The organism is Pseudomonas sp. W17 (genome assembly GCF_040268305.1).
Classification (GTDB): domain Bacteria; phylum Pseudomonadota; class Gammaproteobacteria; order Pseudomonadales; family Pseudomonadaceae; genus Aquipseudomonas; species Aquipseudomonas protegens.
The window spans coordinates 2,871,899-2,896,097 of the sequence record NZ_CP158490.1; the positions used below are offsets into that span (position 1 = coordinate 2,871,899).

Annotated in this window: 18 protein-coding genes; 6 read left to right on the forward strand and 12 right to left on the reverse strand. The window is 65.3% G+C overall.

Going from position 1 to position 24,199, the window contains the following annotated elements; translation table 11 throughout:
- Positions 1-27: 27 nt before the first annotated feature.
- The 4 genes from ABCR88_RS13485 to ABCR88_RS13500 are packed head-to-tail and all read right to left on the reverse strand — an operon-like array spanning position 28 to position 6,158.
- Complete coding sequence (locus ABCR88_RS13485) at positions 28-1,446, reverse strand: ATP-binding protein (protein ID WP_350404710.1); 1,419 nt, start codon at positions 1,444-1,446, stop codon at positions 28-30.
- Complete coding sequence (locus ABCR88_RS13490; RefSeq protein ID WP_350404711.1) at positions 1,446-3,251, reverse strand: DAHL domain-containing protein; 1,806 nt, start codon at positions 3,249-3,251, stop codon at positions 1,446-1,448. The genes ABCR88_RS13485 and ABCR88_RS13490 overlap by 1 nt, the downstream gene beginning before the upstream one ends.
- Positions 3,248-4,243 carry a cytochrome c peroxidase gene (locus tag ABCR88_RS13495; RefSeq protein ID WP_350404712.1) on the reverse strand — a complete coding sequence of 332 codons (996 nt, stop codon included), beginning with the start codon at positions 4,241-4,243 and terminating at the stop codon, positions 3,248-3,250. Before ABCR88_RS13495 ends, ABCR88_RS13490 begins: the two co-directional genes overlap by 4 nt.
- Positions 4,233-6,158, reverse strand: coding sequence for an EAL domain-containing protein (locus ABCR88_RS13500; protein WP_350404713.1), 1,926 nt, complete (start codon positions 6,156-6,158; stop codon positions 4,233-4,235). Before ABCR88_RS13500 ends, ABCR88_RS13495 begins: the two co-directional genes overlap by 11 nt.
- 201 nt (positions 6,159-6,359) lie before the next feature.
- On the opposite strand from ABCR88_RS13500, the gene ABCR88_RS13505 reads away from it, so the two are divergent.
- The 3 genes from ABCR88_RS13505 to ABCR88_RS13515 all read left to right on the forward strand — a co-directional run bounded on the left by ABCR88_RS13505 (position 6,360) and on the right by ABCR88_RS13515 (position 8,971).
- Entirely contained in the window at positions 6,360-7,691 is a 1,332-nt protein-coding gene (locus ABCR88_RS13505) for an HD domain-containing phosphohydrolase (protein ID WP_232643114.1), read from the forward strand.
- 314 nt (positions 7,692-8,005) lie between these two features.
- The gene (locus ABCR88_RS13510) at positions 8,006-8,143 is read left to right on the forward strand and encodes a hypothetical protein (RefSeq protein ID WP_232643113.1); all 138 of its coding nucleotides are present in this window, start codon (positions 8,006-8,008) and stop codon (positions 8,141-8,143) included.
- Positions 8,144-8,314: 171 nt separating this feature from the next.
- Positions 8,315-8,971: a ribonuclease T2 gene (locus ABCR88_RS13515; RefSeq protein ID WP_232643112.1), complete on the forward strand. Its 657-nt coding sequence runs from the start codon at positions 8,315-8,317 to the stop codon at positions 8,969-8,971.
- Positions 8,972-9,085: 114 nt separating this feature from the next.
- On the opposite strand, the gene dapA is transcribed toward ABCR88_RS13515, so the two are convergent.
- Together dapA and ABCR88_RS13525 are read right to left on the reverse strand one after the other, a co-directional pair.
- On the reverse strand, positions 9,086-9,934 hold the full coding sequence (gene dapA, locus ABCR88_RS13520) for a 4-hydroxy-tetrahydrodipicolinate synthase (protein ID WP_011061603.1): 849 nt from the start codon (positions 9,932-9,934) through the stop codon (positions 9,086-9,088).
- A 343-nt stretch (positions 9,935-10,277) separates the two neighbouring features.
- Complete coding sequence (locus ABCR88_RS13525; RefSeq protein ID WP_053151926.1) at positions 10,278-10,817, reverse strand: GNAT family N-acetyltransferase; 540 nt, start codon at positions 10,815-10,817, stop codon at positions 10,278-10,280.
- 348 nt (positions 10,818-11,165) lie between these two features.
- On the opposite strand from ABCR88_RS13525, the gene ABCR88_RS13530 reads away from it, so the two are divergent.
- Both ABCR88_RS13530 and ABCR88_RS13535 read left to right on the forward strand, forming a co-directional pair.
- Complete coding sequence (locus ABCR88_RS13530; RefSeq protein WP_015635835.1) at positions 11,166-12,731, forward strand: methyl-accepting chemotaxis protein; 1,566 nt, start codon at positions 11,166-11,168, stop codon at positions 12,729-12,731.
- Between the two features lie 143 nt (positions 12,732-12,874).
- A complete protein-coding gene (locus tag ABCR88_RS13535) occupies positions 12,875-13,459 on the forward strand; it encodes a LysE family translocator (RefSeq protein WP_015635834.1) in 585 nt (194 codons plus the stop codon).
- A 13-nt stretch (positions 13,460-13,472) separates the two neighbouring features.
- Here ABCR88_RS13535 and ABCR88_RS13540 read toward each other — a convergent pair whose 3' ends face one another.
- The 5 genes from ABCR88_RS13540 to ABCR88_RS13560 form a co-directional block, all read right to left on the reverse strand.
- The gene (locus tag ABCR88_RS13540; RefSeq protein ID WP_015635833.1) at positions 13,473-14,351 is read right to left on the reverse strand and encodes an AraC family transcriptional regulator; all 879 of its coding nucleotides are present in this window, start codon (positions 14,349-14,351) and stop codon (positions 13,473-13,475) included.
- A 25-nt stretch (positions 14,352-14,376) separates the two neighbouring features.
- Complete coding sequence (locus tag ABCR88_RS13545) at positions 14,377-14,880, reverse strand: VOC family protein (RefSeq protein ID WP_015635832.1); 504 nt, start codon at positions 14,878-14,880, stop codon at positions 14,377-14,379.
- An 85-nt stretch (positions 14,881-14,965) separates the two neighbouring features.
- Positions 14,966-17,440, reverse strand: coding sequence for a TonB-dependent siderophore receptor (locus tag ABCR88_RS13550; RefSeq protein ID WP_350404715.1), 2,475 nt, complete (start codon positions 17,438-17,440; stop codon positions 14,966-14,968).
- Between the two features lie 99 nt (positions 17,441-17,539).
- On the reverse strand, positions 17,540-18,517 hold the full coding sequence (locus tag ABCR88_RS13555; protein WP_350404716.1) for a FecR domain-containing protein: 978 nt from the start codon (positions 18,515-18,517) through the stop codon (positions 17,540-17,542).
- Positions 18,518-18,520: 3 nt separating this feature from the next.
- Positions 18,521-19,054, reverse strand: coding sequence for a sigma-70 family RNA polymerase sigma factor (locus ABCR88_RS13560; protein ID WP_011061595.1), 534 nt, complete (start codon positions 19,052-19,054; stop codon positions 18,521-18,523).
- A 324-nt stretch (positions 19,055-19,378) separates the two neighbouring features.
- Here ABCR88_RS13560 and ABCR88_RS13565 point away from each other — a divergent pair, with 324 nt between their 5' ends.
- Entirely contained in the window at positions 19,379-21,466 is a 2,088-nt protein-coding gene (locus ABCR88_RS13565) for an EAL domain-containing protein (RefSeq protein WP_350404717.1), read from the forward strand.
- A 10-nt stretch (positions 21,467-21,476) separates the two neighbouring features.
- Here ABCR88_RS13565 and ABCR88_RS13570 read toward each other — a convergent pair whose 3' ends face one another.
- Positions 21,477-23,921 carry a hypothetical protein gene (locus ABCR88_RS13570; protein ID WP_350404718.1) on the reverse strand — a complete coding sequence of 815 codons (2,445 nt, stop codon included), beginning with the start codon at positions 23,919-23,921 and terminating at the stop codon, positions 21,477-21,479.
- Between the last annotated feature and the right edge of the window lie 278 nt (positions 23,922-24,199).

The window sequence follows — 24,199 nt, forward strand, 5'->3', positions numbered from 1 at the left end:
GGCCTTAGCGGTAGGGGGGCGGTTTGGCTAGGGTTGTGCGGGCAACTCCTGACGCGCCTGCCGGATCGGCAGTTCCACGCGAAAGGTGCTGCCGACGCCGGGCTGGCTCTGCACGCTGATCTGCCCGCCGTGCTTCTTGATAATGCCGTAGGACAGCGACAGGCCCAGGCCGGTCCCCTGGCCCACCGGCTTGGTGGTGAAGAAGGGGTCGAAGATCTTGGCCAGGTGCTCCTGGTCGATGCCGCAGCCGCTGTCGCTGACCTCCAGCCAGACCCGCTCGCCGTCCACGCCGTTGCGCAGGGTAATGGTGCCGCGCTCGGGGCCTATGGCCTGCGCCGCGTTGACCACCAGGTTCATCACCACTTGATTGAGTTGGGAGGGCAGGCATTCGATTTCCGGCAACGGCTGGTAGTCGGTGACCAGGTCGGCCTTGTACTTGAGTTCGTTGGCAACGATGTTCAGGGTCGAGTCGATGCCCTGTTGCAGGCTCGCCAGCTGCCATTGCTGGTCGATGTCGACCCGGGAGAAGTTCTTCAGGTCCTTGACGATCTGCGCCACCCGGCCGATGCCTTCCTTGGACTCCCTGATCAGTACCGGAATGTCCTGCTGGAGGAAGTCCAGGTCGATGCTCTCGCGCAGGCTCTGCAGGTGCTTGCGCAGTTCCGGCGCGGCGATGGCTTCTTCGGCCTGGCGATAGGCGCTGAGCATCTGGTCGAGCTGCTGCAGGTAGCCTGCCAGGCTGCCGAGGTTGGAGGACACGAAACCGATGGGGTTGTTGATTTCGTGGGCGACCCCGGCGGCCAGTTGCCCGAGGGAGGCCAGTTTTTCCGATTGCACCAGCTGGTTTTCCAACTGCTTGCGTTCGTCGATCTCCAGTTGCAGCGCCGCCCCGGCCTGCCTCAGGTCTTCGGTGCGCTGCTGCACCAGGTGCTCCAGGTGATGCATTTGCAAAAGCGCACGGGCGGTCATTTCCCACTTGCTGGTCAGGGTGTTGGCCATCTGCTGGACTTCGATGTTGTCAAAGGGCTTCTTCAGGATCAGCAGGCGGTGATGACCCTGCAGGCGCTCCAGCAGCTCTTCCCAGGAATAGTCGGAGTAGGCGGTGCACACCACCACCTGTAGCCGCGGGTCCTGTTGCCAGAGGCGTTCGATGGTCTGCGCGCCGTCCCAGCCTTGGGGCATGCGCATGTCGACAAACGCCAGGGCATAGGGACGCTGCCGCTCCTGGGCCTGGCAGACCATGGCCAGGCCTTCCTCGCCGCCGTAGGCCGAATCCAGTTCGAAAGGCTGTTGCCGGGGCTTGGCCGTGGCGCCGAACAGCTGCGCCTCCAGGTCATCCAGGCCGTTGTCGTCTGCCTCGGGCGGGGTGAGGATCTTGCGAAAGTCCTCGTGGATCGACGGGGTATCGTCGATCAGCAGGATCCGGCGATTGTTCAACTGGTCCATCATGGGTCCTCTGCGCTGATCAGCGGGATGTCCAGAGTGAAGGTGGCGCCCAGGCCGGGGCCATCACTGTGCACATTCAATTGTCCACCCATCTCCATGGCCGCCAGGGCGCAGCTATGCAAGCCGAAGCCATGGCCGTCCTTGCGGGTGGTGAAGCCGTGGGAAAAAATCCGCGTCAGGTTCTGCGCGGGGATGCCTTCGCCTTCATCCTTGACGCTGATGCTCAGGGTCTGGCCGTCCAGCACTCTGGCGCTCAGGGTCAGGGTCCGCGAATGATCATCGAGGTTGGACATGGCGTACTTGGCGTTGCTGATCAGGTTGATCAGGATCAGCAGCATGCGGTGCTTGTCGCCCATCACCGGGGGCAACGGACCATAGTCCTTGACCACCGTGACCTGATGCCGGGCCAGGGCGCCGGAGTTCATGCGCAGGGCGTCTTCGATCAGCTCGGCGACCCGCAAGGGTTCTATCAGCCGAGAGGCTCCGGCATAGGATTGCTGGGTGGCGACGATTTCCTTGATGTGGTCGACGCTGCGGGCCAACTGAGCCAGTTCTTCGCCCATGCCCTGCTGCTCGGTGGCTATGGCTTCCACCAATTGATTGAGGTAGCTGGGGAGCAGCTTGCCTTTGTCGTCTTCGGTGAAAAAACGCCCCAAGTCATCCTGGTGCTGGTTGATCAACTGCATGGCCTTGCCCAGCCCTTGCGCCTTGCTGGAGCGCAGGGTGCGGCTGAGCACTTCGCTGCAGATATTCACGCTGTTGAGCACGTTGCCCACGTTGTGCAGGACGTTGGTCGCAATTTCCGCCATGCCCGCCTGGCGGGCGCTGTCCATGAGTTCGCTCTGGGCTTCCTTGAGCTCCCGGGTGCGTTCCTCGACCCGGTGTTCCAGGTGCTCGTTGGCGCTCTGCAGGGCCGTGTTCACCCGGCGGATGACGGCGTAGCTGCGTACCAGCCTGACGGCCAGGTAGAGAATCAGAATCACCATCAGGCCGGCGAAGAGCAGCAGGTAGTGATGAGCCTTCTGGTCCTGCTGGTCGGCCTGGTACTGATCATCGTTGAGCAGGTGAGTGATGTCGTCCAGGCGCTGGGCGATGGGGATCGAGGTGATGCGCTCCAGCAGGTCGTTGACCACCGGCTGTTCCCGCAGAATCACCGAGACGTGGTTGCTGAGGATCTCCACCGGCTCATGCATGGGTTCGGGCAGGCGCTCCTTGTTGACCGCCAGTTTGTTCAGCCCCACCAGGATGTCTGCGGCCCGGTCGTCGCTGGAAACCTGGGCGAACTCCAGGCTGCTGAGCAGCAGGTCATAGGTATCGATGGCAATGGTCTGCTCTGACAGCCGCGCCTGGTCGTCAAGGCCGGCCAGGCGGCGCTGGATGTCGTCTTCGGCAGTGGGCAGGAACGCCAGGGAGTTGCGCAGCACCGCGTTGTGGGTCTTGAAACGCTCCACCAGGCCGGCCTTTTCCTGGAAGGCCTCGATGAACGCCTGGTGGCCGGCCGTCCAGGCGGCCGGGTCATTGTGGTTCTGTTGTGAAAGCTGATCGAAGCGGTTCCACAGCTGGTTGATCTCTTGCACCGGCATGACCAGTGGATCGTAGTCGTGGGTAATGGCGATCCGAGCCTTGAGCACCTCGGTTTCCCATTGGGCATTCAACTGCTTGATATGGCTGATCAGGTCCCGCGCCAGTATGTAGTTCGAGGGCTGGCCGATCACCGTCTTGAAGTAGAGAAAGGCCAGCCCCAGCACCAGGCTCAGGGTCAGTAGCGACAGCAGCATGATCGGCACGCGTCGGGACAGCTTCATAAGGGCTTGCCCTGCCATTCGCCGGTCAGGGTCTTGAGAAACTTGACGATCAGGCTGATGTCCTGGGTATTGGGCGGGCGCCCCAGCTGATACTTGAACATGACTTCCACAGCCTGCTCCAGGGTCGGCGCCGAACCGTCGTGGAAGTAGGGCGCAGTCACTGCGACATTGCGCAGGCTGGGCACCTTGAACACGTTGCGGTCCTGTTCGTCGCCGGTGACCAGGAAGCGCCCCTGGTCGGCGTCCGTGGGGTTGCCCCGGGCAGCGAAGTAGTCGCCCATCACGCCGAACTTCTGAAACATGTTGCCGCCGATATTGACCCCCTGGTGGCAGGCGATGCAGCCGTAATCCTTGAAGCGCTGGTAACCGTATTTTTCTTCCAGGCTGAGGATGTCGGTATTGCCTTGCAGGTACTGGTCGAACCGCGAGTTGGTGCTGAGCAGGGTCCTTTCATAGCTGGCCAGGGCGTTCTGCACGTTGGCCGCGGTGATGCCGTCCGGGTACAGGGCACCGAAGGACTTCTGGTAGGCGCTGTCATCGCTCAAGGTGCGGATCAGCGCCGGCCAGGTGTTGCCCATCTCGCTGGGGCTTTGCACGACGCTGTCGATCTGCGCTTCCAGGGATTCGACGCGCCCGTCCCAGAACTGCCGGAAGTTCAGCGCGGCATTGAACACGCTGGGGGTGTTGACCCGGGTGGGTTGCCCCTTGAAACCCGGCGATTTTGCCTGGGAGTCGGCCCCGCCCTGGTCCAGCCGGTGGCAGCTGGCACAGGACAGGCTATGGTCCTGGGACAGGCGCGGTTCGTTGAACAGCTGGCGCCCGAGCTCGACCCGCTGCGGGTCGAGTGCCGGCGGTGCGGGCAACGGCTTGAGCGGTTCGTCCAGGGGCGCGGCGAAAGCGCTCGGGCTGCTGGCGCCCAGCCCTGCCCAGAGCAGCAGGAGCAGTACCCGTGCGCGGCGGCGCGGCGGCTGGCGCGGTTGTTCAGTGGTCATGGTCCGTCACCTGGAACTGCGGCCTGTGCTTGCCCAGCAGGCGAGCGAAGTCTTCGGCGGGCAGGGCCTTGCTGAAGTAGTAGCCCTGGGCTTCCTCGCAGCCTTGCTGCTGGAGAAAGGTCAGTTGCTGGTGCGTCTCCACCCCTTCGGCGATGACCTTCAGGTTCAGGCTGCGCCCCAGGTTGATGATGGCGCTGACCAGTACGGCGTCCTTGTGTTCGTGGCTCAGGCCGTGGATGAAGGATTGGTCGATCTTGAGCACATCCACGGGAAACTTGCGCAGGTAGCTCAGGCTCGAATAGCCGGTACCGAAATCATCGACGGCCAGGCGCACGCCCAGGGCCTTGATCGCCAGCAGGGTAGCCAGCGTGACCTCGACGTTCTGCAGCAGTACACCTTCGGTGATTTCCAGTTCCAGCCAGGCCGGGTCCAGGGCGTTGTCGCTGAGCGCGTCGCGCAGTTGCTGGAGCAGTTGCGGCTGCCTGAAGTCAGCCGCCGACAGGTTGATGGACAACGGCACAGGGGGCAGGCCGGCGTTCTGCCAGGCCCGGCACTGGCGAGTGGCTTCCCTCAGGACCCATTGGCTGATGCGGGTGATCAAGCCGCTGTCTTCGGCCACTGGAATGAACAGCTCGGGGCTGATCCAGCCCTGTTGCGGGCGTTGCCAGCGAATCAGCGCTTCAGCGCCTACCACATTGCCCGAGGCCAGGTGGATTTTCGGCTGGTAATGCAGGTGCAACTCCCGGCGCTCCAGGGCCTGGAGAATCCCCGATTCCAGGTATTGCTGCTCCCGGGCCCGGTGCGTCATGTCATCGGTGAAGAAACAGTAGCTGCCCGGTGCCTGTTCCTTGCTGGTGCGCATGGCCATCTCGGCTTTCTTGATCAGCGCCAGGGCATCCTGGCCATCCTCGGGGTACAGGCTGATACCCAGGCTGGCCGTCACCTGCAGGTCGTGCCCGGCGATGTCATCGAACTGGCTCACGGTGGCCAGCAGCTTTTGCGCAAGCGCGCGGATCTGCGCCGGATGCTGTTGGTCATGGAGCACCACCACGAACTCGTCGGAGCCGTAGCGAAACAGCGAGTCCGACTCGCGCATGCCTTGTTCCAGGCGCCGGGCGATTCTCTTGAGCAACTCGTCCCCGGCCGGGTATCCCAGGGCATGGTTGATCCGCTTGAACCGGTCCAGGCCGAAGAACATCACCGCTAGCCGCTGCTCATAACGGCGGGCCCGCGCCATGGCCTGGCCCAGGCGGTCCCCCAGCAAGGTGCTGGAGGGCAGGCCGGTGAGCACGTCGTAGTGCAGCAGATGGGAGACCTTGAGCAGTTCGGCCACCCGTCTTTCGATGGTCTGTTGCAGGTCGTCGAGTTTCTGCCGGGCGTCCTGTGCCATCTGCCACTTCCAGGTCAGCGCGCTGGCCATCTGGCGGATTTCCAGGCTGTCGAAGGGCTTTTTCAGGATCAGCAACTGGTCGCCGAATGCCAGGCGTTGCGCCATGGCTTCCCAGGAATAGTCGGAATAGGCGGTGCACAGGGCGATCTGCAGGTCCGGGTCGGCGTTCCACAAGCGCTCGATGGTTTCCAGGCCATCCCAGCCGGGGGGCATGCGCATGTCGATGAACGCCATGGCATAGGGCAGGCCCAGGGCCAGAGACGCTTCGACCCGGGCCAGGGCCTCTTGGCCCTGGAACGCCGAATCGAGGCAGAAGGGCGCTTGCTGCGCTGGCATCGTGGCGTGGCCGAACAACTGTTGCTCGGCCTGGCTCAGGTCCGGGGCCTGGCGCGGGGCCAGGATCTTGTGGAAGTCCTCATGGATTGCCGGGCTGTCATCGACAATCAGGATCCGTCGGTTGGCCCGCCCTGGGGGCTGGTCCGAGGCGTCTTGTGCCTTTGTCTGTGCGTCACTGCCAGCGTCCATAGACCTTCCCTAGTACCCTGAGCCCGCCTTGCAACGTTGTCAGCATAGTCATTGCGCAGTGCCGCGGCTGACGAATTTATTTCGCGGGGGGCAATGGCGTGAAAATAAAAAACTCATCTAGGATTGTCTGGAAAAAACCACCGCTGCCGAGCCGTCCGTGAGCACGGAGCGGGGCAGCCTATGCCGCACAGGGAGAGCCCCATGGAAGATCCGCAGCCGGTTGAGCCAGGTAGGCGTCCACGTGTGTTGCTGGTGGACGACGAGGAGTCGATTCTCAACAGTCTCAAGCGCCTGCTGCGTCCCGAGCCCTATGAAGTGCTGCTGGCCAACAGCGGCGCCAGAGCGCTGGAGATCCTCGCCGAAGGCCCCGTCGACCTGGTGATGAGCGACGCGCGCATGCCCGGCATGGACGGCGCGACCCTGCTGGCCCGGGTGCGGGAGAAGTACCCGGCGGTGCGGCGAATCCTGCTCACCGGTTATGCCGATCTGAACACCATCATCAAGGCCGTCAACGACGGGCAGATCCACCAGTACCTGAGCAAGCCCTGGAATGACGAAGAGCTGCTGCTGATTCTGCGCCAGACGCTGGAGCACCAGCTCGCCGAGCGTGAGCTCAAGCGTTTGCAGCAGTTGGTTCTGGAGCAGAACCAGCAACTCAAGGCCAGCAACGCCAGCCTGGAACGGCATGTGGCCTCGCGGACCGCGGAGCTGCAGCAGACTGCCGACATGCTCGACCTGGCCTATGAAGAACTCAAGCACAGCTATGTGACCGCCACCGAGGTGTTTTCGCTGCTGGCCAACCTGCGGCTGCCCGCGGACAAGCAAACCAACCGCAAGATCATCGAACTGGTGCGTGCCTGCTGCAAAAGGCACGGCCTGGACGAGGCCAGCAGCCGCGACCTGACCATGGCGGCGGCCCTGTACAACATCGGCAAGTTGAGCTGGAGCGATGCCATGCTGCTGGCGCCGGCGGACTTGTTGCGCCATACCGATCAGGCGCGCTACCGCGCCTACCCCGAGCAGAGCGAATCGGTGCTGATGGCACTGGAACCGATGCAGGATGCCGCGCGGCTGATCCTTCATCATCAGGAGCGCTGGGACGGCAGCGGCTTTCCCCAGCACCTCAAGGGCGAGGCGATTCCCTGGGGCTCGCGGCTGTTGAAGCTGGCGGTGGATTTCATCGAGTTGCAGTGCGGGCTGATTCTGGAGCGGCACATGAACAGCGATGAAGCCCTGCTGTTCATTCGCAAGTACGCGGGCCGCCTGTACGACCCGAATCTGGTGGAAGACTTTGTCCAGGTCTGTGCCGCCTACCAGAGCGATGTCACCGTCGATGATCCGACGGTCAGGGTCCTGGGAACCCGGGAGCTGCAGGCCGGGATGGTCCTGCGGCGCAACCTGAATGCCGACAACGGCATGTTGCTGCTCAATGCCGGCAAGGTGCTCAGCGAACCGTTGGTGCAGAAACTGATCGCCTTCGAAGCCATGGAAGGGGCCCGCTACAGCATCTTCGTCAGCGTTCCTGACGCCTGAGAGGCGTGTGCGGTCCGTCGTGCTTGCCCGGTGCTGCAGTGATCCGTCATATTTTGCCCCCCGCGTGGTGGGCGCCATGAGGTGCTCCGGGCGATTTCGGATCGCGGCGGATGACCCTGGAGCGAACCCATGGATATACCAACCCTGCTGCTGTACATCGTCACCGTCAGCGCGGTGATGATTACCCCCGGCCCCTCGATGTTGCTGGCCTTGAACAAGGGCGCAGTTCGTGCGCCCGGAGCAGCCGGTGGCCGAGCAGTACCTGATCCTGGCCGTGGTCAGCGCCCTGGTGGACTACTTGATGATGAGCCTCTATGCCGTGGGGGGCAGGCGGGCCATGGCGCTTTTCCGCCCGGGTCATGGGCTGGGTCAACCGCAGTTGTGCCGGCCTGCTGGCGGTGCTGGCGCTGGGTGTCGGCCTGTATCGGCGCAGTGAGGGCGCTGCCGCCTAGGGCATTGGCGGGTATTCTCCGGGCCGCTGCCTGACCGGCTTCTGCGGGACACCGGGCAATTGCTGTCATGTTCCGGCAACGCCGGCCTGCCAGAAAGATCAGGTTGTTTTCAATCCGTTCCACCCCGATGGCGGGGCCAGGACGATGCGCTTTCCCAAGGAGAAGGTCACGATGAGAAAGTTTTTTACCCTGATGGCAGCCCTGGTGCTGACCCTGGGGATGGTGGGCATCAGCGACGCACGTCAGCCCAAGCAGCAGCGCGACTCGGTGGCGGGCACCTTCGACTACTACCTGCTGACCCTTTCCTGGTCGCCGACCTTCTGCCTGATGCACCCGGAAAACGAGCAGTGCACCGGCAAGGGCTACGGTTTTGTCCTGCACGGCCTGTGGCCGCAATACGCCAAGGGTGGCTGGCCTGAGTCCTGCCCACCCCTGACCCAGCTCAATGCCCAGGAGCGGGCCAAGGGCCTGACTCTGTTTCCCACCGCCAAGCTGATGAACCATGAATGGAGCAAGCACGGCACCTGTAGCGGCCTGGGGGCCATGGGGTACCTGGATGCTGCGGACAAGGCCCTGGCCAGGGTACAGATTCCCGAGGCGCTGCAGCCTTCGACCTCGGTGCGCTATTTCGAGGCCAGCCAGATTGCCCAGCAGTTTCGCCAGAGCAACCCGGGGATCGCCGAGAACGGCATCGCCATTCTGTGCAGCGGCCCCGAGCTGTCCGAGGTTCGTGTTTGCCTGGCCAAGGACCTGGAGTTCGGCGCCTGCGGCAAAGGCGTGAAGAACCAGTGCCGCGCCGGGCAGATCCGCATTCCGCCCATCCGCTGAAGGCACCTGCAAGAACCCCACCGATGTCGCATCGCTGTAGGAGCTGGCTTGCCCGCGAAAGCCTACCTGGGGCGGGTGCAAGCCGTGGCGGCCTCTTCGCCGGCAAGCCCGCTCCTACAGGGTGCGGAGCAGGGTTTGCAGGGCGGCGCTGCAATCGTGCATCGGTGCTCGCAACTGCGTTCCGATCAACCCCTGGTGGGCCAGCAGTGCCTTGACCGGCGCCGGGTTGGGCTCGGCGAACAGCGCCTTGATCAGCGGCACCAGTTGCATGAAGGTGCTCCGGGCCGCGTCCAGTTGCTGTGCCCGGACCTGTTGCAGCAAGGCGACGAACCGTTGCGGGTGGATATGCGCCGAGGCCGCAATGGCCCCATGGGCGCCCAGGCACAAGGCGTTGAACAGTTGCAGGTCCTCGCCGCACAGCACTTCGATCTGCCCGCAGGCCAGTAGCGCCAGGGTCTTTTCCAGGTTGCCGCCACAGTCCTTGACCGCCGCGATCCGTGGATGGGCCACGATGTTCAGCAAAGTAGCGGTGTCCAGGCTCACCCCGGTGCGGTAGGGAATGTCGTAGACAATCAGCGGCACGCTGGAGGCGTCGGCCACGGTGGCGAAGAAGCTCTCCAGGGCTGCTTGCGACGGCCGGATGTAGTAGGGCGCGGGCACCAGCAAGGCGGCCACCGCACGCTCGAGGATCTGTTCCTGCAGGCTCAGCAGCGACTTCAGGTTATTGCCCGCCAGCCCCATGATCACCTTCCCGGCGGGGGCTCGCTCCAGCACCGCATCGAGCACCGCCAACTGCTCGTCCTTGTCCAGGGCCGCGGCCTCGCCGGTAGTGCCGCAAACCACCAGCCCGGCTACGCCGCTTTCCAGCAGGTGAGTGGTCAAGCGCCCCAGGGCGGCGAAATCGACGGCACCGTCGATGAAAGGGGTGACGATAGGGACCCAGATACCTTGAAACGATGACATGCGTGTTCTCCTGATGGTTGACCGTCGGGTCGTCGTCAGAAGAGTAGAAGGGCGGTAAGCAGGGGGAGGGTGTCCGTAGCGCTTGAGGTCCTGTCAGCTCATCTGACGGGACACAGCGCCCCGGTCACATGAGCGACTGTTTCTTCGATTTAGAGCTGCAGGCCACGCGCGCCTCGACCTTGGCCGACAGGCCAATGGTGCGAAGGATGAAGGGCGTGGCTGGGGACATGGTCGCTGCAGGCTCAAGAATCAGGCGCCCAGTTTTAAAAGCCGGCGACCGCTTTGTCAATCCTCGAATCCGTTGAGTCCGCCGCGCAGGCTGCCAGGGTGCCTGCCCTGAGGGTCAGCCCGGGCCTGGGTTGTCCGGCGCGCTGATGCGGTACAGCAGGCTCGGCGCCTGGCCGGGAAAATCATCCAGTTCGCCGTCCAGGCTCAGCCCCAGGCGCTCCAGGGCGCGCCGCGAGGGCAGGTTGTCGGGGCGCACCAGGCCGGTGACCCGCGGTGCATGCAGTTCGCTGAAGGCCAGGTGCAGGGCGGCCCGGGCCATTTCCGCGGCATAGCCCTGGCCCCAGGCCTCGGGGCGCAAGCGAAAGTACAGGTTCAGCCCCGGCTCGTGGCCGAAGAAGCCCTGCATGATCCCGCCGAAGCCGATCAGCCGTTGCGGGTCGCTGCGCAGGGCGATGGCCCAGTAGCCGAAACCGTGCTGCTGCCAGTGTTCGATCCAGCCGTGCAGCTTGTCGGCGCAGGCGGCAGCGTTGATCGGGCCGTTGGGGTTGAAGCGGTTGGTCTGCGGGTCGCCATGGATGGCACAGGCCTGGGGCAGGTCGTCCAGGGTCGGGGCGCGCAGTAGCAGGCGGGCAGTTTCTTGGCAGGAGGCAGGCATTGGCGCGGCTCTATGGCTTAGGGGCCTGGAGAAGGTAGGTGATGGGCCATCGGTTCTCAACCAGGGGCGGCCGGGGCATTGCTTGCCAGGCTAAGTATTGATCCAGGTCAAGCGTGTTGAATCTAGTTCCGTTGCCAGGGAAGTTATTTCCCTGGAGGCAATAGCGCGATTAAAAGTGCTATCTAAACTCGATTCGGTCGGGCGCTGGGCAGTTGTTGTAGTGGATTGCTCATCAGGCTCGGGAAAGTTCTGCAGGTACGCAGAAGAAGTCTTCGGGTAATCGCAGGATGCGCCAGTTGCTGTTTGATCATGACGAGCAATTACCAGACTTCCTGCGAGGTTTTTCAAATGAAAAACAATCTCCCGGTGACTCAGCGTGAGCGGGTGTTTCCTGCCGAACAACGGCTTATTTCCGCCACCGATACCCATGGCAAGATCACTTACTGCAATGACGAGTTCGTTGCGGTCAGCGGTTTCAGCCGCGAACAGCTGATTGGCAGCCCGCACAACATCGTGCGCCATCCGGACATGCCCGAAGCGGTGTTCGGCCATATGTGGTCCTACCTCAAGGACGGCAAGAGCTGGATGGGTATCGTCAAGAACCGTTGCCAGAACGGTGATCATTACTGGGTCAACGCCTATGTCACACCGATATTCAGCCAGGGCGTGATTGCCGGCTACGAATCGGTGCGGGTCAAGCCCGAGCGCCAGCAGGTGGAGCGCGCCGCCGCCCTGTACTCGCACCTGCGCAGCACCCGCCTGGCCACGCCCTGGCGCCATCGGCTGCTGGGCGCCGGGGTGTTTGTGCTGCCGCCGCTGCTGGCGGTACTGGCCAGCGCCATGGCCGGCTGGCTGGCCGGGCCCTGGGCCGGGCTGGGAGTGGCGCTGCTCGGGCTCTTTGCCGTGCAGGCCCACGGCGCCTACCGCACCGGGCAGTTGCTGGGGCGCATCAGCGCGGTGTCCCTGGGCAGTTTCGACAGCGAGCTGATTGCCCGCACCTATACCGATGAGCGAGGCCCGGTGGCACGCCTGCAGATGATCCTGATCAGCGAGGCGGCGAAGATCCGTACCGCCCTCAGCCGCCTGGGGGACTACGCCAACCAGGCGGCGTCACTGGCTTCCACCAGCCAGAACCTGTCGCGCCAGGCCGAGTCGGCCCTGGGCAAGCAGCGCGACGAAGCCGACATGGCGGCCACGGCGATGAACCAGATGGCTTCGTCGATCGCCGAGGTTTCAGTGCACATCCATGACACCGCCGCCGCGGCCGACCAGGTCAACGAGCTGACCCAGGTGGGCTCCCAGGAGGCGCGCCGTTCCCGGGTGGTGATCGAGAAACTGGCGGATACGGTGGATGCGATTAGCCAGTCGGTGGAAGGCCTGGCGCAGGAAACCCAGTCGATCCAGGTGGCGGCGAACATGATCCATTCGATCGCTGAGCAGACCAACCTGCTGGCCTTGAACGCAGCCATCGAGGCGGCGAGGGCCGGCGAGCAGGGCCGGGGGTTCGCCGTGGTCGCCGATGAGGTGCGGGCCCTGGCGTCGAAGACCCGGGAATCGACCCAGAGCATCCAGCGCATCATCCAGAGCCTGCAGCAGGTGGCGGGCCAGGCCGTGGAAGTGGCGCGCCAGGGCAGCGTGGAGGCGCGCTCCGGGGTGACCCAGGTAGTCAGCACCCAGCAGGCGCTGGACGGCATCAACTCGGCGGTGGAGCGCATTCACCAGATGAGCCAGCAGATGGCCGCGGCGTCGGAGCAGCAGGCCCATGTGGCCGAGGAAATCTCCGAGCAGATCAGCAATATCGCCCGGGTCTCGGACCAGAATGCCGATATTGCCGTGCACTCCTGCAGCATTGGTGGCGACCTTGAGTCCACCGCCCATGAACTCAATGCACTGGTGACCCGATTCAATAGTTGATTGCCGGGCGCGATCCACAAGTTCGTCGCGGCCTGCGCGGTGTCACGACAGCCCGTCACCGGCAGGGTAGTTTTGTTCAATACCGCCTCACCCCGGCCTCGTAGTCTGTGCGGCTCCAACCCACAGAGACAAAGAGGCAAGTGATGAGCGTAGTGTTTTCCATGGCGGCCTTTGCCCTGGCGGCCTCCATTACCCCGGGGCCGGTGAACATCGTCGCCCTGGGCAGCGGTGCGCGGTTCGGCTTCCGGGCCAGCCTGCGCCATGTGGCCGGGGCCACCCTGGGGTTTGTCCTGTTGCTGGTGCTGGTCGGCCTGGGGCTGCACGAACTGCTGCGCCAGTGGCCGGCCCTGACCCAGGGCATCCGCCTGTCCGGCGTGGCCTTCCTGCTGTACATGGCCTGGAAGCTGGCCCGGGACGATGGCCGGCTGGATACCGAGGGCCAGCCTCGGGCGCCGTCGGCCTGGTATGGCGCCCTGATGCAGTGGCTCAACCCCAAGGCCTGGCTGGCTTGCGTGGCCGGCATGGGGGCCTTCGCCGCCGATGGCGAGGCGCGGCTGGTGTGGCTGTTCGCGGCGGTGTACCTGGTCATCTGCTACCTGTCGGTGGCCTGTTGGGCCTATGCCGGCAGTTTTTTGCGCCATTACCTGGGCAACCCGGCGGGCATGCGCCTGTTCAACCGGGCCATGGCCGCCTTGCTGGCAATCAGCGCGGCCTGCCTGCTGCTTTGAATGCAACTGGGCGTCAGTGGGCCTGGGGTTCGCCGCGCCTGGCCCGTCGCGGCCCCTGGTACTGGCCCGGGGTGGCCCCCAGATGCTGCTTGAACGCGCGCTGCAAGTGCGCCTGATCGGCGAAGCCCGCGGCCTGCGCCACCTCGGCGATCGGCACGCCCTGGCGTAGGCGGGCCTGGGCGAACTGCACCCGCCGGTTGACCAGGTAGGCATGGGGCGCCATGCCGTACTGCTGCTTGAAGGCGCGGATCAGGTAGGAGGCCGAAAGCTGCGCAGCCTGGCAGATCTGTTCCAGGTCCAGGGGCTCGGTACAGTGCTGGCGGATGAACTGCGCGGCCCGCTCAAGCTTGTGGTTGTTCTCCCGGGGCGGGGTCTTGGCTGGGTTCAGGCGCTGTTGCAGCTCGCTGAAGAACGCCACCACGCAGCTGTGCTTGTGCAGCGTCTCGGCCTGTGGGTCCACGAGGGCGTGGTACAGCTGCTCGAGGTCGGCGAAGAGTTGCGGGTCGTCGCTGCTGGTTTCTTCGAAGGGCTGGAACTGCAACTCGGGGCTCACGCCCAGTTCACGTTGCAGGCGGGTCAGCCAGGGCGTGTCGACGTACAGCATGCGGTACGACCAGGGCTGGTCGTCGATGGGGTTGCAGGCGTGGACCACCCCGGGGTTCATCAGCACCACGGTGCCGGCGCCCACCTGCCTTTGCGTCTGCTCGCTGACGTAGGTACTGACACCTGCGGTGATGCAGCCGATGGAGAACTGCTCATGGGCATGAGCGCAATAGCAGACCTTGCGCCCGTCGGCGATGGAGCGGGCCTCGATGAAGGGCAGGGCCGCATCGCGCCAGAAGAGGGGGGCGTCTGCAGAGGGCGGGGCGGTTTTCGTCAAGGCCATATCCATCGCTCAAGGACCGGCCACGAGTGTATTAGCTTCGCGCGTCGAAGGCGCGTTGCAGCGTCGCGATATCGAGTTTTTTCATCCCCAGCAGGGCCTGCATCACTCGCTCGGAACGGGCCGGGTCGGGGTCGCACATCATCTGCGCGAGCGTCTGCGGCACGATCTGCCAGGACAGCCCGAAGCGGTCCTTGAGCCAGCCGCATTGCTGGGCCTGTTTCGGGCCGCCAAACCCCAGGGCATTCCAGTAGTGGTCGAGTTCGGCCTGGGTGCGGCAGTGCACTTGCAGCGACACCGCTTCGTTGAAGGTGAACGCCGGGCCGCCGTTGAGGGCACTGAAGCCCTGGCCGTCAAGCTCGAACGCCACGTTCATCACCGAGCCTTCGGCGCGGCCATGGAACTCGAAGCCGGCCTTGCCGTAGTGGCTGACGTGGGTGATGCGCGAGTGCTCGAAGATCGAGCAGTAGAACTGTGCGGCCTCGTGGGCCTGATGGTCGAACCACAGGCACGGGGTGATGGTCTGGATGCGTTGCATGGGGGCGCTCCTCTGCGGGTTGAGCACGCTCGCACAAGCGTAGTCAACCCGCAGCCGGAGCGGGCTACCGTGGATCGGCGCGGGGCTAGAAGTCCCAGCGGGTGGCCAGTTGCAGGCTGCGCGGCTCGCCGTAGAAGCCGGTGCTGAAGTTGCCGATACCGGTGTAGTACTTCTTGTCGAAGAGGTTCTTCACGTTCAGGGTCGAGCTCAGGTGCTGGCTGAACTGGTAGCGGGCCATGGCATCCACCAGGAAGTAGCCGTCCTGGGTGATGCGCGAGTCATGCCCGCCATTGACCGTATCGCTCGGGTCGGGCTGGTACACCTTGCCGAAGAACTGGCTCTGCCAGTTGACCCCGCCGCCCACCGTCAGGCGGTCCCAGGCGCCGGGCAGGCGGTAGGTGCTGAACAGCCGCGCCACCTGCTGCGGTTCGGTGCTCTGCAGCACCGAGCCGTAGACGTAGTCGTGATTGGCGTCGCGGGTGTGGTTGTAGCTGTAGCCGGCCGACAGGTTCCAGCCTTCGCTAAGCTCGCCAGCCACCTCGACCTCGAAACCCTTGGTGGTCGCGCCTTTGGTCGGGCGGTAGATGGCGTCGATGCCCCAGCCGTCCACCAGTTGCGCGACGTTGTCCTGCTCGGTGTGGAACACCGCGAAGCTGGCGTTGACCCGGCCATCCAGGTACTCGGCCTTGATCCCGGCTTCGTAGCTGTCGCCCTGCACCGGGTCGAGGATCTTGCCGTCGACGTCCTTGCTCATCTGCGGCTGGTAGATGCTGGTGTAGCTGGTGTACAGCGAGTAGCTGTCGTTGAGGTCGTAGACCAGCCCGGCATAGGGGGTGACCACGCCGGTCTGCTGGTAGCGCTGGCGTGCGTCGGGGCTGTTGGGGTCGAGGTAGCGGGTGTTGTCGATGCCCTTGAAGTCGCTGACCCGGGTGCCGAGGATCACCGCCAGGTCGTCGGTGGGCTTGAGGCGGGTGGCCAGGTAGGCGCCGGTCTGGCGCTGGAGGATGTCGTTGTCGCCGATCTTCGGGATGTCCGGCTTGGCGAACTCGCCGCGCCAGTCGTAGATGCTGCCGCCCACTGGCGGGTACACCGAACCGTGGACCGGGATGTCCTGTCTGGCGTTCATCAGCATGAAGCCGGCGATCAGCTCGTGCTCGCGGCCGAACAGGCTGAAGGGGCCGTGCAGGTTGATGTCGAGGTTGTCCTGGCGCTGGTCGCCCTTGAACTTGCCCATGTACATGAACATGCCGTCGCCGCTGGCCTGGTCCGGGTTGCCGCCGCTGGCCGAGCCCAGCAGGGTGTCGTGCTGGCGGCGCAGGTGGTCGTAGCTGACCTTCAGGGTCCAGTCATTGGCCAGTTGCTGTTCCAGGGAGGTGAACAGGGTCTGGTTCTTGAAGTCGCGGCGGCTCCAGTCGGTGGCCGGGTTGAACGAGCGGGAGAAGTGGGTCCGCGAGCCGTTGCTGAAGTACATCGGGAAACCGGTCCAGGTGGCGCCCCGGGAGCGGGTGTTCTGCTGGTCCAGGCCGAGGGTCAGCAGAGTGTCGGGGGTCAGGTCGGCCTCCAGCACGCCGTAGGCGATGTCCTTGGTGTTCTGGTAGTGGTCGAGGTAGGAGCTGCGGTCCTGGTAGACCCCGACAAAGCGCCCGCGCAGGTTGCCGGTTTCGGTCAGCGGGCCGGAAATGTCCCCTTCGCTGCGGTAGTTGTCCCAGGAACCGACGGTGCCGGTGACCGAGGCCTTGAACTCCTTGGTCGGCCGCTTGCGGATCAGGTTGACGGTGGCCGACGGGTCACCGGAGCCGGTCATCAGGCCGGTGGCGCCCTTGATGATTTCCACCCGGTCGAAGGTCGCCATGTCGGTGCTGGTGGTGCCGTAGTCGTAGACCCCGTCGTAGGTGGCGTTGACCCCGTCGTACTGGAAGTTGGTGATGGGCAAGCCGCGGCTGGAGAACTCCCAGCGCTCGCTGTCGTAGTTCTGCACGCTGACCCCGGGGGCCCGGCGCAGGGTGTCGGCGATGCTGGTGGCGCCCTGGTCGTCCATCTGTTGGCGGGTGATCACCGTCACCGTTTGCGGGGTTTCGCGCAGCGACAGGTTGAGGCCGGTGGCCGAGGCGCTGGCCCCGGTGGTGTAGCTCTGGCTGCCTTCGGTGACGCTGCCCAGGCCCTGGGCGGAAATCTGCGTGGTGCCCAGTTGCAGCGGGCCGCTGGTGGCGGGAAGTGCCTTGAGCACATAGCCGCCGCTGACCGCCTGGGCTTGCAGCCCGGAGTTCGCCAGCAGCAGTTGCAGGGCCTCTGGGACGCTGTAGCGGCCGTTCAGGCCGGGGCTCTGCTTGCCGGCGGCCAAGTCGTTGTGCCCGGCAATGAACACCGCGCTCTGCTCGGCGAAGCGGTTGAGCACCGTGACCAGCGGCCCGGGGCCGATGCTGTAGCTGCGCCGTTCAGCCTGGGGCTGGTTCTGGCCCGCATCGGCAGCGGCGTGGGCCCAGGGAGCGGCGCCGCACAGTAGTGCGGTGCACAGAGGCAGGGTATGAAAGGGCAGGCGCGAACGACGGGGTGATGGCATGGGGTTCCCTTGTGGGTCGGCAATGTGAGGACTGTTACCGGGTTAACCGAAGGGCGTCGGAAAAAGGGAACCTGCCAGGTGAAAAAAAGTTTTCCGGCTTCAGGTACGTGGCTCCAGGGTCACCCACCAGGACGCCAGGCGCTTGACCCGCACCGGCAACGCCGCTTCCAGCAGGGCTAGGGCCTGGTCGGAGTCGTGCAAGGGGAAAGAGCCCATCACCGGCAGTTGGGCGATGGCCGGGTCGCAACCCAGGTGGCCGTTGCGATAGCGCCCCAGTTCCTCCAGCAGTTGCTCCAGGGGCAGGTTGTCGGCCAGCAACAGGCCGTGGCTCCAGGCTTCGCGGGCGGCACTGGCGGCTTGCAGCGGCCCCAGAGTGCGGCCATCGAAGCGCAGCTGCTGGCCGGCATTCACCACCTGCACCTGCAAGCCACTGGCGCTGCGTACCTCCACCGCGCCGGCGTAGACGTTGAGCAGGCTGTCGCTGGCGCCGCAGCGCACGCTGAAGCGCGTGCCCAGGGCGCGCAGGCGGCCGTGATCGGTCTGCACCAGGAATGGCCGCTGCGGGTCCTTGGCGGTGTCGATGAGGATCTCCCCCAGGTGCAACGCCAGCAGCCGCTGCTCGGTGCTGTAGCGCACATCCACCGCGCTCAGGGCATTGAGCCACAGGCGCGTACCGTCGCTGAGCAGCGTGTCGCGGACTTCCCCGGTGCCGGTGGCGTAGTCGGCACGCCAGCGGCTCAGGGCCTGGGGCAGCGGGCTGTTGCGCCAGGTGCCCCAGCCCAGGCCAGCCAGCAGCAGTGCACCGAGCACCTGGCGCCGTGCCAGGGCCGGACGTCGGGCGGCGCTCAGGGCGCGGCTGGCGGATGGGCGGGTGTTGGCCTCCTGCAATGGCAGCAGGCGCTGGCTGACCCGCTCGACATAGCTCCAGGCCTGGCGGTGTTCCGCGCTCTGCTCGAACCAGTCCCGCCACTGGCGACGCTGTTCGTCGCTGCTGCCCTGGTCCTGCAGTTGCACGTACCAGTGCGCGGCCTGTTGCAGGCAGGCGTGGCTGAGCCGGCCGCCGGGTCGAGGGTCCATGGTTCAGTCCACCAGCAGGCCGTCGAGTTCGGCCTCCAGCAGTGCGCAATGCAGCAGGGCCTGGGCCAGGTACTTCTTCACCATGCGCTCCGATACCCCCAGCTCATCGGCGATGGCCTGGTAGGGCCGGCCGTGCAGTTGAGCGAGGATGAAGGCCGAGCGCACCTTGGCCGGCAGGCGGCTGAGCATGGCGTCCACTTCGTACAGGGTCTCGACAATGATTGCCTGCTGCTCCGCCGAGGGTTGCACCGCCTGCGGGCGTGCAGCCAGCGCCTGCAGCCAGGCCTGCTCCAGTTGCCGGCGCCGCCAGTGGTCGATGCACAGGCCCCGGGCCACGGTGGCCAGGTAGGAACGCTGGTGGACCTCGTCACGCAGCACCGGCGGGCGCTTGAGCACCCGGACAAAGATGTCGTGGGCCAGGTCGGCAGCGTCCCAGGCGTGATTCAGGCGCCGGCGCAACAACTCGTAGAGCCAGCGGTGATGGGCATCGTAGAGGCTGTGGACCGAGTCCGGGCTGGCGAGAGGCGTGGAGGGCAAGGAGGCGTGTCCGCTGGCGATCTGGTTGTAAATGGGAATTGATCGCGATTAAAGCAAAAGCCATCGACCCCTGCAAACGATATCGCCGCGCCCTGGCGCAATCGACCGTGCTTGAGCGGGTGGCCGCGCAGGCAGTCAAGCCTGGCGGGAACAGGACGATAAAAGACTGGGATCGGGGCCATTCAGTGCTTGCTGAATGGGGTTTCTTCAGTGGTATCTTCGCCGGTATTCGCTTGTCATGGCCTGGCGCTGCATTGCGTATCCATGGGGCGGGCGGCAACGTCCGGGGGGTATCGGACGCGCAGCGGCAAAGGGGCGGGGCTTATGCGAAACGTGGGGTTCAAGCTGTTTTTCACCCATCGTCTGGCACTCCTGGCGGGTGCCGAGTCATTACGCTCGATCCGCGAAGGCCTGTTGTGGCTGCTGCCGTGCCTGCTGGTCTCGGCGCTGCTGCTGATCCTCGGCCAGTGCGCCCAGGCGTTGGGTGCGCCGCCAGCATTGGTGGAGCTGCTGACCGGCCTGCACAACCGCATCAGTTCGATCATTCCCCTGCTGGTGGCGGCGTCCATCGGCTACATGCTGGCGATCAAATACCGCCTGCCCCAACTGCCGGTGGCCTTCCTCTGCCTGTCCCATGTGGTGATCGCCATCTACCTGCTGCGCGACTATCCGCGGGCGGCGGCGACCTTCGTGCTGTTCATCGCCATTGCCTCGCCCCTGGTCAATGTGCCGCTGATGGCCCGGCTGCACCGCCAGCGCTGGACCCGGCTGGTGGACGAGGGGCTGGTGGGGCACAACCTCAAGGGCACCATCAACATGGTGCTGCCGGGGATGGTGACCTCTTTGGTGCTGGTCTGCGTGTTGCAACTGCTGCTGCAGTTCCATGATTTTGCCTACGTCGAGCGGCCGATCGATATCGACGACCTGGACAACCCCTACCTCAACGCGATCTTCCTGACCTCGACCAATTCGCTGCTGTGGTTCTTCGGCATTCATGGCGCCCATGCCATGCAGCCGCTGATGGATGTGATGGACCAGGCCGTGACGCTCAACGCCGCGGATCAGGCCGCTGGCCGGCCATTGCGCTATGCCTTGAACAGCGGCCTGCTGGGCTGCTTTGCCTTCATTGGCGGCTCTGGCGGTTCCCTGGCGCTGGTGCTGGCGATCCTCGGTTTCTCGCGCAACCGCTCCATGCGTCTGCTGGCCTTGGCGAGCCTGGCGCTGTCGCTGTTCAACGTCAACGAACTGCTGCTGTTCGGTGTGCCGATCATCCTCAACCCGCGCCTGCTGGTACCGTTCATGCTGGTGCCGATGGTCAATGCCTGCCTGGCGCTGCTGGTGGTGCAACTGGGGTGGGTGAGCCCGGCGCTGGTGAGCCTGCCCTTTACCTCGCCGGTGCTGCTCAATGCCTACCTCAGCACCCAGGGCGACTGGGGCGCGGTGCTGCTGCAAGGGCTGCTGCTGGGGGTCGGCATCCTGATCTACATGCCCTATGTGCGCAGTATCCAGCGCCAGGGCGAGCAAAGTGCCCAGGTCTACCTGAAAACCTTCGACACCACCTTCCATGGCCTGGAGGAGCGGGGCCGGCTGTTCGAGCTGGATCCGATGGTGGCGTCCTACCAGCAGGCCGCCCAGCAGTCATTGCAGCTGGCCCGTATCCAGCAGTTGAGCGACTACGACTTCCACTTGGAGTATCAGCCCCAGGTGATCAAGGACAGCGGCTTGTGCAGCGGTTGCGAAGCGCTGATCCGCGCCCGTGACCTTGAGGGCAAGGTGCAGTCGCCCTGGGAACTGCTGCAGTGGCTGAGCCAGGCCAAGCTGATGCCCGAGGTGGATTTCTGGGTGGCGTCCCAGGCGGTGCGCCAGCACCTGGCGTGGCGCAAGGTCGGCTTCGAGCTGCCCATCACCATCAATATCTCCAGCGCCACCCTGGCCTCCCGAGAACATGGCCAGCGCCTGCTGGAGATTCTGGCCCGGGCCCAGGGCCAGGTGTCGGTGGAGATTACCGAGGATGCCCTGGTGGGCGATGCGCTGCTGACTCAGCAATGGATCGTCAAGCTCCATGCGCTAGGCGCCCGGGTCTATATCGATGACTTCGGCACCGGCTTTTCCGCCCTGAGCTACCTGCACCAGTTCCCGGTGGACGGGATCAAGATCGACCGCAGCTTTGTCCTCGCCCAGCGTGAGCCCAAGGGCGCCCAGGTGTTGAACGGCCTGCTGCGTTTTTGCGAAACCCTCAAGCTCAAAGTGGTGGTGGAAGGGGTGGAAACCCGCGAGCAGCTGGATTTCCTGCAATCGAGTGCCGAGCTGACCATCCAGGGCTGGTACTACAGCAAATCCCTGCCCGGGGAGCAGATCCCCGGTTTCGTCAGCCAGCGCGCGCGGGACGCCCAGGCACTGAAGGCCGATTGACCCCCGGAGCTCAAGCCCCGGCGCGCAAGGCCGGGTGCGCCGGGCGGCGCAGCGCCTGCCACGCCCGGGCCTGGGGCCAGTCGGCGGCGCTCAGCCACAGCCCCTGATATTCACGCAAAGGTTCGGCGGGCAGGCGCAACAGGTCCTCCAGTGCCCACTCCAGGCTGTGGCCCGGATCGGGATCGTCCGCCGCCTGCCAATCCCGCTCGAACAGCTGCAGCGCCAGGCCCCGGGCATCGAAGTGCTGGAACAGCGGGCGGTGGCGCAGCCAGTCGGGGGCGATGCGCAGGCTGCGTTCCTGGACATCGAGCAGCAGCAACTGCCAGGCGCGGTAGCCCTGCTGCGGGTCGCCGGCGCCGAGCCGGAGCCGGGTCAAGGCCAGGTAGCGGGCGTCGGTGGACCAGATCAGCGACGGGGCCAGATCGCCTACTGCACAGCCGGAGGCGGTGAGCAGGTGGCCGCCGAGCCGCGGGCTGGTTTCCCGCAGCCAGCTGTCGGCGTACTCGGTTTCGCTGCCAAACAGCCACGCGGCGTCGCGGCCATCGGGGGCAGGCTGGATAAAGTCACCCTCGGCGACCGCGGCCTGAGGCCGATCCACCAGGCGCCAGGGCGCCACGGGTTGCAATTGGTCATCGATCACCTGCCAGTCCTGGCGCTCATAACAGGGCTGCGAGGCCGGGCCTTCTGTGCAGAACGCCGCGGCGTGTTCAGGTGCGGGCGCCGGCCGGTTGAAGCGTTGCAGCGGGCTGCTGGCGTGGTCCGGGTCGAGGCGCCCGACCAGCACGGCCAGGCTCAGGCGGCCCTGGCGAAAGTCCAGCAGGCGCGCCGCCAGCAGTGCCGGGCTGTAGATCAGGCGCTGCTGTTGCAGGTCCGCCACCACCACCTGGGGGGCCAGCTCCAGGGTCTCGCTCCAGGGCAGCAGGGCCAGGTAGCGCTGGCAATCGGAAACCCGATGGTCCAGCAACCAGCATCCGGGCAGTTGCCAGGTGCCGATCTGGCATCGGTAGGCGCCCAGACCCCGGGGGTTGTCCGTCAGCCAGCTGAACAGCGCGCGCTGCTCGCCCAGCAGGGGCTGAGACTGGATCCGGCTTTCGCCCCGGGCCCCGCTGCCGTCCAGGGGCTGCAGCAACTGGGTGCGGGTCAGCGGCAGCGGCGCCACTTGCAGGCAGCCTTGCCGGTCGTGGCCGACGCCGGTTTCGCTGTCGCTGTGGGTACTGTGCAAGCGATAGCCGTAGCGCCCGTGGTCCGCCTCGGCCAGGTCCAGGTATGCGCTGTAGCCCAGCCAGTGGCGGTCCAGGCTGAGCAGCGGGCCAGGGTAGAAGGATGGTTCTGCATGGCTGGCGACCCAGGGTGCGGGCAATGCCCGCCAGCCCTTGTCGGCCTGCCACAGCCAGCAGCACGCGGCCTCAGGCTGCGCCTGCTCGTGGGCGATGCAGGCCAGGGCCTGGCCGTCGTCGCGCCAGATGCGGGGTGCGTCCGCCCGCAGCAGCAAGCCGCTGGGCTGGCCGTCGATGCTTATGCGATAGGGCGGCGTGCGCAGGGGGGCCAGGGGTTGCTCCAGGGCCCTGAGGCTGGCCGGCAGCGCCAGGCTGGCGTGCAACCGGTGGCTGCCGTGGGGTGCGCTTTCTTCGAAATCCTGGCGAGCCAGGGCCTCCAGCCACTGGCCCGGCTCCAGCCAGAGATCGGCTACCGCCACCAGTTCGACGCATTCGGCCTCCTGCAGCAGGCTGTTCAGGCTGGCCTGGTGCTGGCCATTGTCCACCAGCGGGCTGTGGCGGCCGCTGAGGGTGTCGGCGCTGAAGGCATCCAGCTCCCAGAACTGCTCCCGGTTGCAGCGGTACAGGCGGCGCTGTTCACGGTCGAGGATGGCCAGCCCCCAGTGTTGCCTGGAAGGCAGCGGCGCGGCGAAGTAGCGCCCGTCACTGGAAAACCTTGCCGAGGACCCCAGCCCTTGCAGCAGCACCCCATCGGGGAACAGGTAGTCGCAATAGGTGGGCCCGCCCATGGCGATCTCGCCGTGGTTGAACACCCGGATCGGCAGGCCCTCCGGGGTCTGTTGCGGTTCGTTGCCGCCCCAGGCGCTGATCGGTGTGGGGCTCGGCTGCACCAGCCCCAGGCGGCGTTCCAGGTGGCTGACCGCTGCCAGCCCGGCAAAGATGCTGGTGAAGGCGGCGGCGATATCCCAGTAGGCCGGCAGGGACCGTCCCAGGCTGAAGCCCAGGCCGAACGCGGCGCTGATCATCAGCCGCGCCAGGCCGCGGGCGGTTTTAGGCCAGCCCAGGCGCGCCGCCAGGGTCATCGCCGCTGCGCAGCCGAGCAACACCCCCAGGGCCGCCGGGGGCGGCAGCAGGGTGACGAAGAAGATTGGGATGAGCAGGGCGGCCAACTGCCAGAGCAACTCCAGCAACAGGCGTGACAGGCTCTTTTCGGATGCGGGGGAGGAAGCTTCGGGCATCGGCGACATCCTTGTATGGGAGCGAGCGAGCTCGCGATGGGCGTCAACGATAACGCGGGTGTACAGGAAGTGCGCGGCGTTTTCCGATGCATCGCGAGCAAGCTTGCTCCTGCAGAGAGGGGATTGGCTCAAGGGGAGCAATCTACTTTTGCCGGCGAAAAAGGGCAGCGGGGAAAAATGCAGTCATATTGACTGCATTGGCGGTCTTTATGACTTCTTCTTTATCTGGTCATAAAGACTCTTGAGGTGGCAGGGGCCCGGTTTCACGGGCTCTGCGC

Bases quoted from the DNA above. Each gene is read 5' to 3' on its own strand.
- ABCR88_RS13550 (WP_350404715.1), bottom strand. From the start codon at position 17,440: ATGCCATCACCCCGTCGTTCGCGCCTGCCCTTTCATACCCTGCCTCTG.
- ABCR88_RS13510 (WP_232643113.1), top strand. From the start codon at position 8,006: ATGCCGTGGGGGGCAGGCGGGCCATGGCGCTTTTCCGCCCGGGTCATG.
- ABCR88_RS13495 (WP_350404712.1), bottom strand. From the start codon at position 4,243: ATGACCACTGAACAACCGCGCCAGCCGCCGCGCCGCCGCGCACGGGTA.
- ABCR88_RS13490 (WP_350404711.1), bottom strand. From the start codon at position 3,251: ATGAAGCTGTCCCGACGCGTGCCGATCATGCTGCTGTCGCTACTGACC.
- ABCR88_RS13530 (WP_015635835.1), top strand. From the start codon at position 11,166: ATGAAAAACAATCTCCCGGTGACTCAGCGTGAGCGGGTGTTTCCTGCC.
- ABCR88_RS13525 (WP_053151926.1), bottom strand. From the start codon at position 10,817: ATGCCTGCCTCCTGCCAAGAAACTGCCCGCCTGCTACTGCGCGCCCCG.
- dapA (WP_011061603.1), bottom strand. From the start codon at position 9,934: ATGTCATCGTTTCAAGGTATCTGGGTCCCTATCGTCACCCCTTTCATC.
- ABCR88_RS13570 (WP_350404718.1), bottom strand. From the start codon at position 23,921: ATGCCCGAAGCTTCCTCCCCCGCATCCGAAAAGAGCCTGTCACGCCTG.
- ABCR88_RS13535 (WP_015635834.1), top strand. From the start codon at position 12,875: ATGAGCGTAGTGTTTTCCATGGCGGCCTTTGCCCTGGCGGCCTCCATT.
- ABCR88_RS13500 (WP_350404713.1), bottom strand. From the start codon at position 6,158: ATGGACGCTGGCAGTGACGCACAGACAAAGGCACAAGACGCCTCGGAC.
- ABCR88_RS13555 (WP_350404716.1), bottom strand. From the start codon at position 18,517: ATGGACCCTCGACCCGGCGGCCGGCTCAGCCACGCCTGCCTGCAACAG.
- ABCR88_RS13545 (WP_015635832.1), bottom strand. From the start codon at position 14,880: ATGCAACGCATCCAGACCATCACCCCGTGCCTGTGGTTCGACCATCAG.
- ABCR88_RS13505 (WP_232643114.1), top strand. From the start codon at position 6,360: ATGGAAGATCCGCAGCCGGTTGAGCCAGGTAGGCGTCCACGTGTGTTG.
- ABCR88_RS13515 (WP_232643112.1), top strand. From the start codon at position 8,315: ATGAGAAAGTTTTTTACCCTGATGGCAGCCCTGGTGCTGACCCTGGGG.
- ABCR88_RS13485 (WP_350404710.1), bottom strand. From the start codon at position 1,446: ATGGACCAGTTGAACAATCGCCGGATCCTGCTGATCGACGATACCCCG.
- ABCR88_RS13540 (WP_015635833.1), bottom strand. From the start codon at position 14,351: ATGGATATGGCCTTGACGAAAACCGCCCCGCCCTCTGCAGACGCCCCC.
- ABCR88_RS13565 (WP_350404717.1), top strand. From the start codon at position 19,379: ATGCGAAACGTGGGGTTCAAGCTGTTTTTCACCCATCGTCTGGCACTC.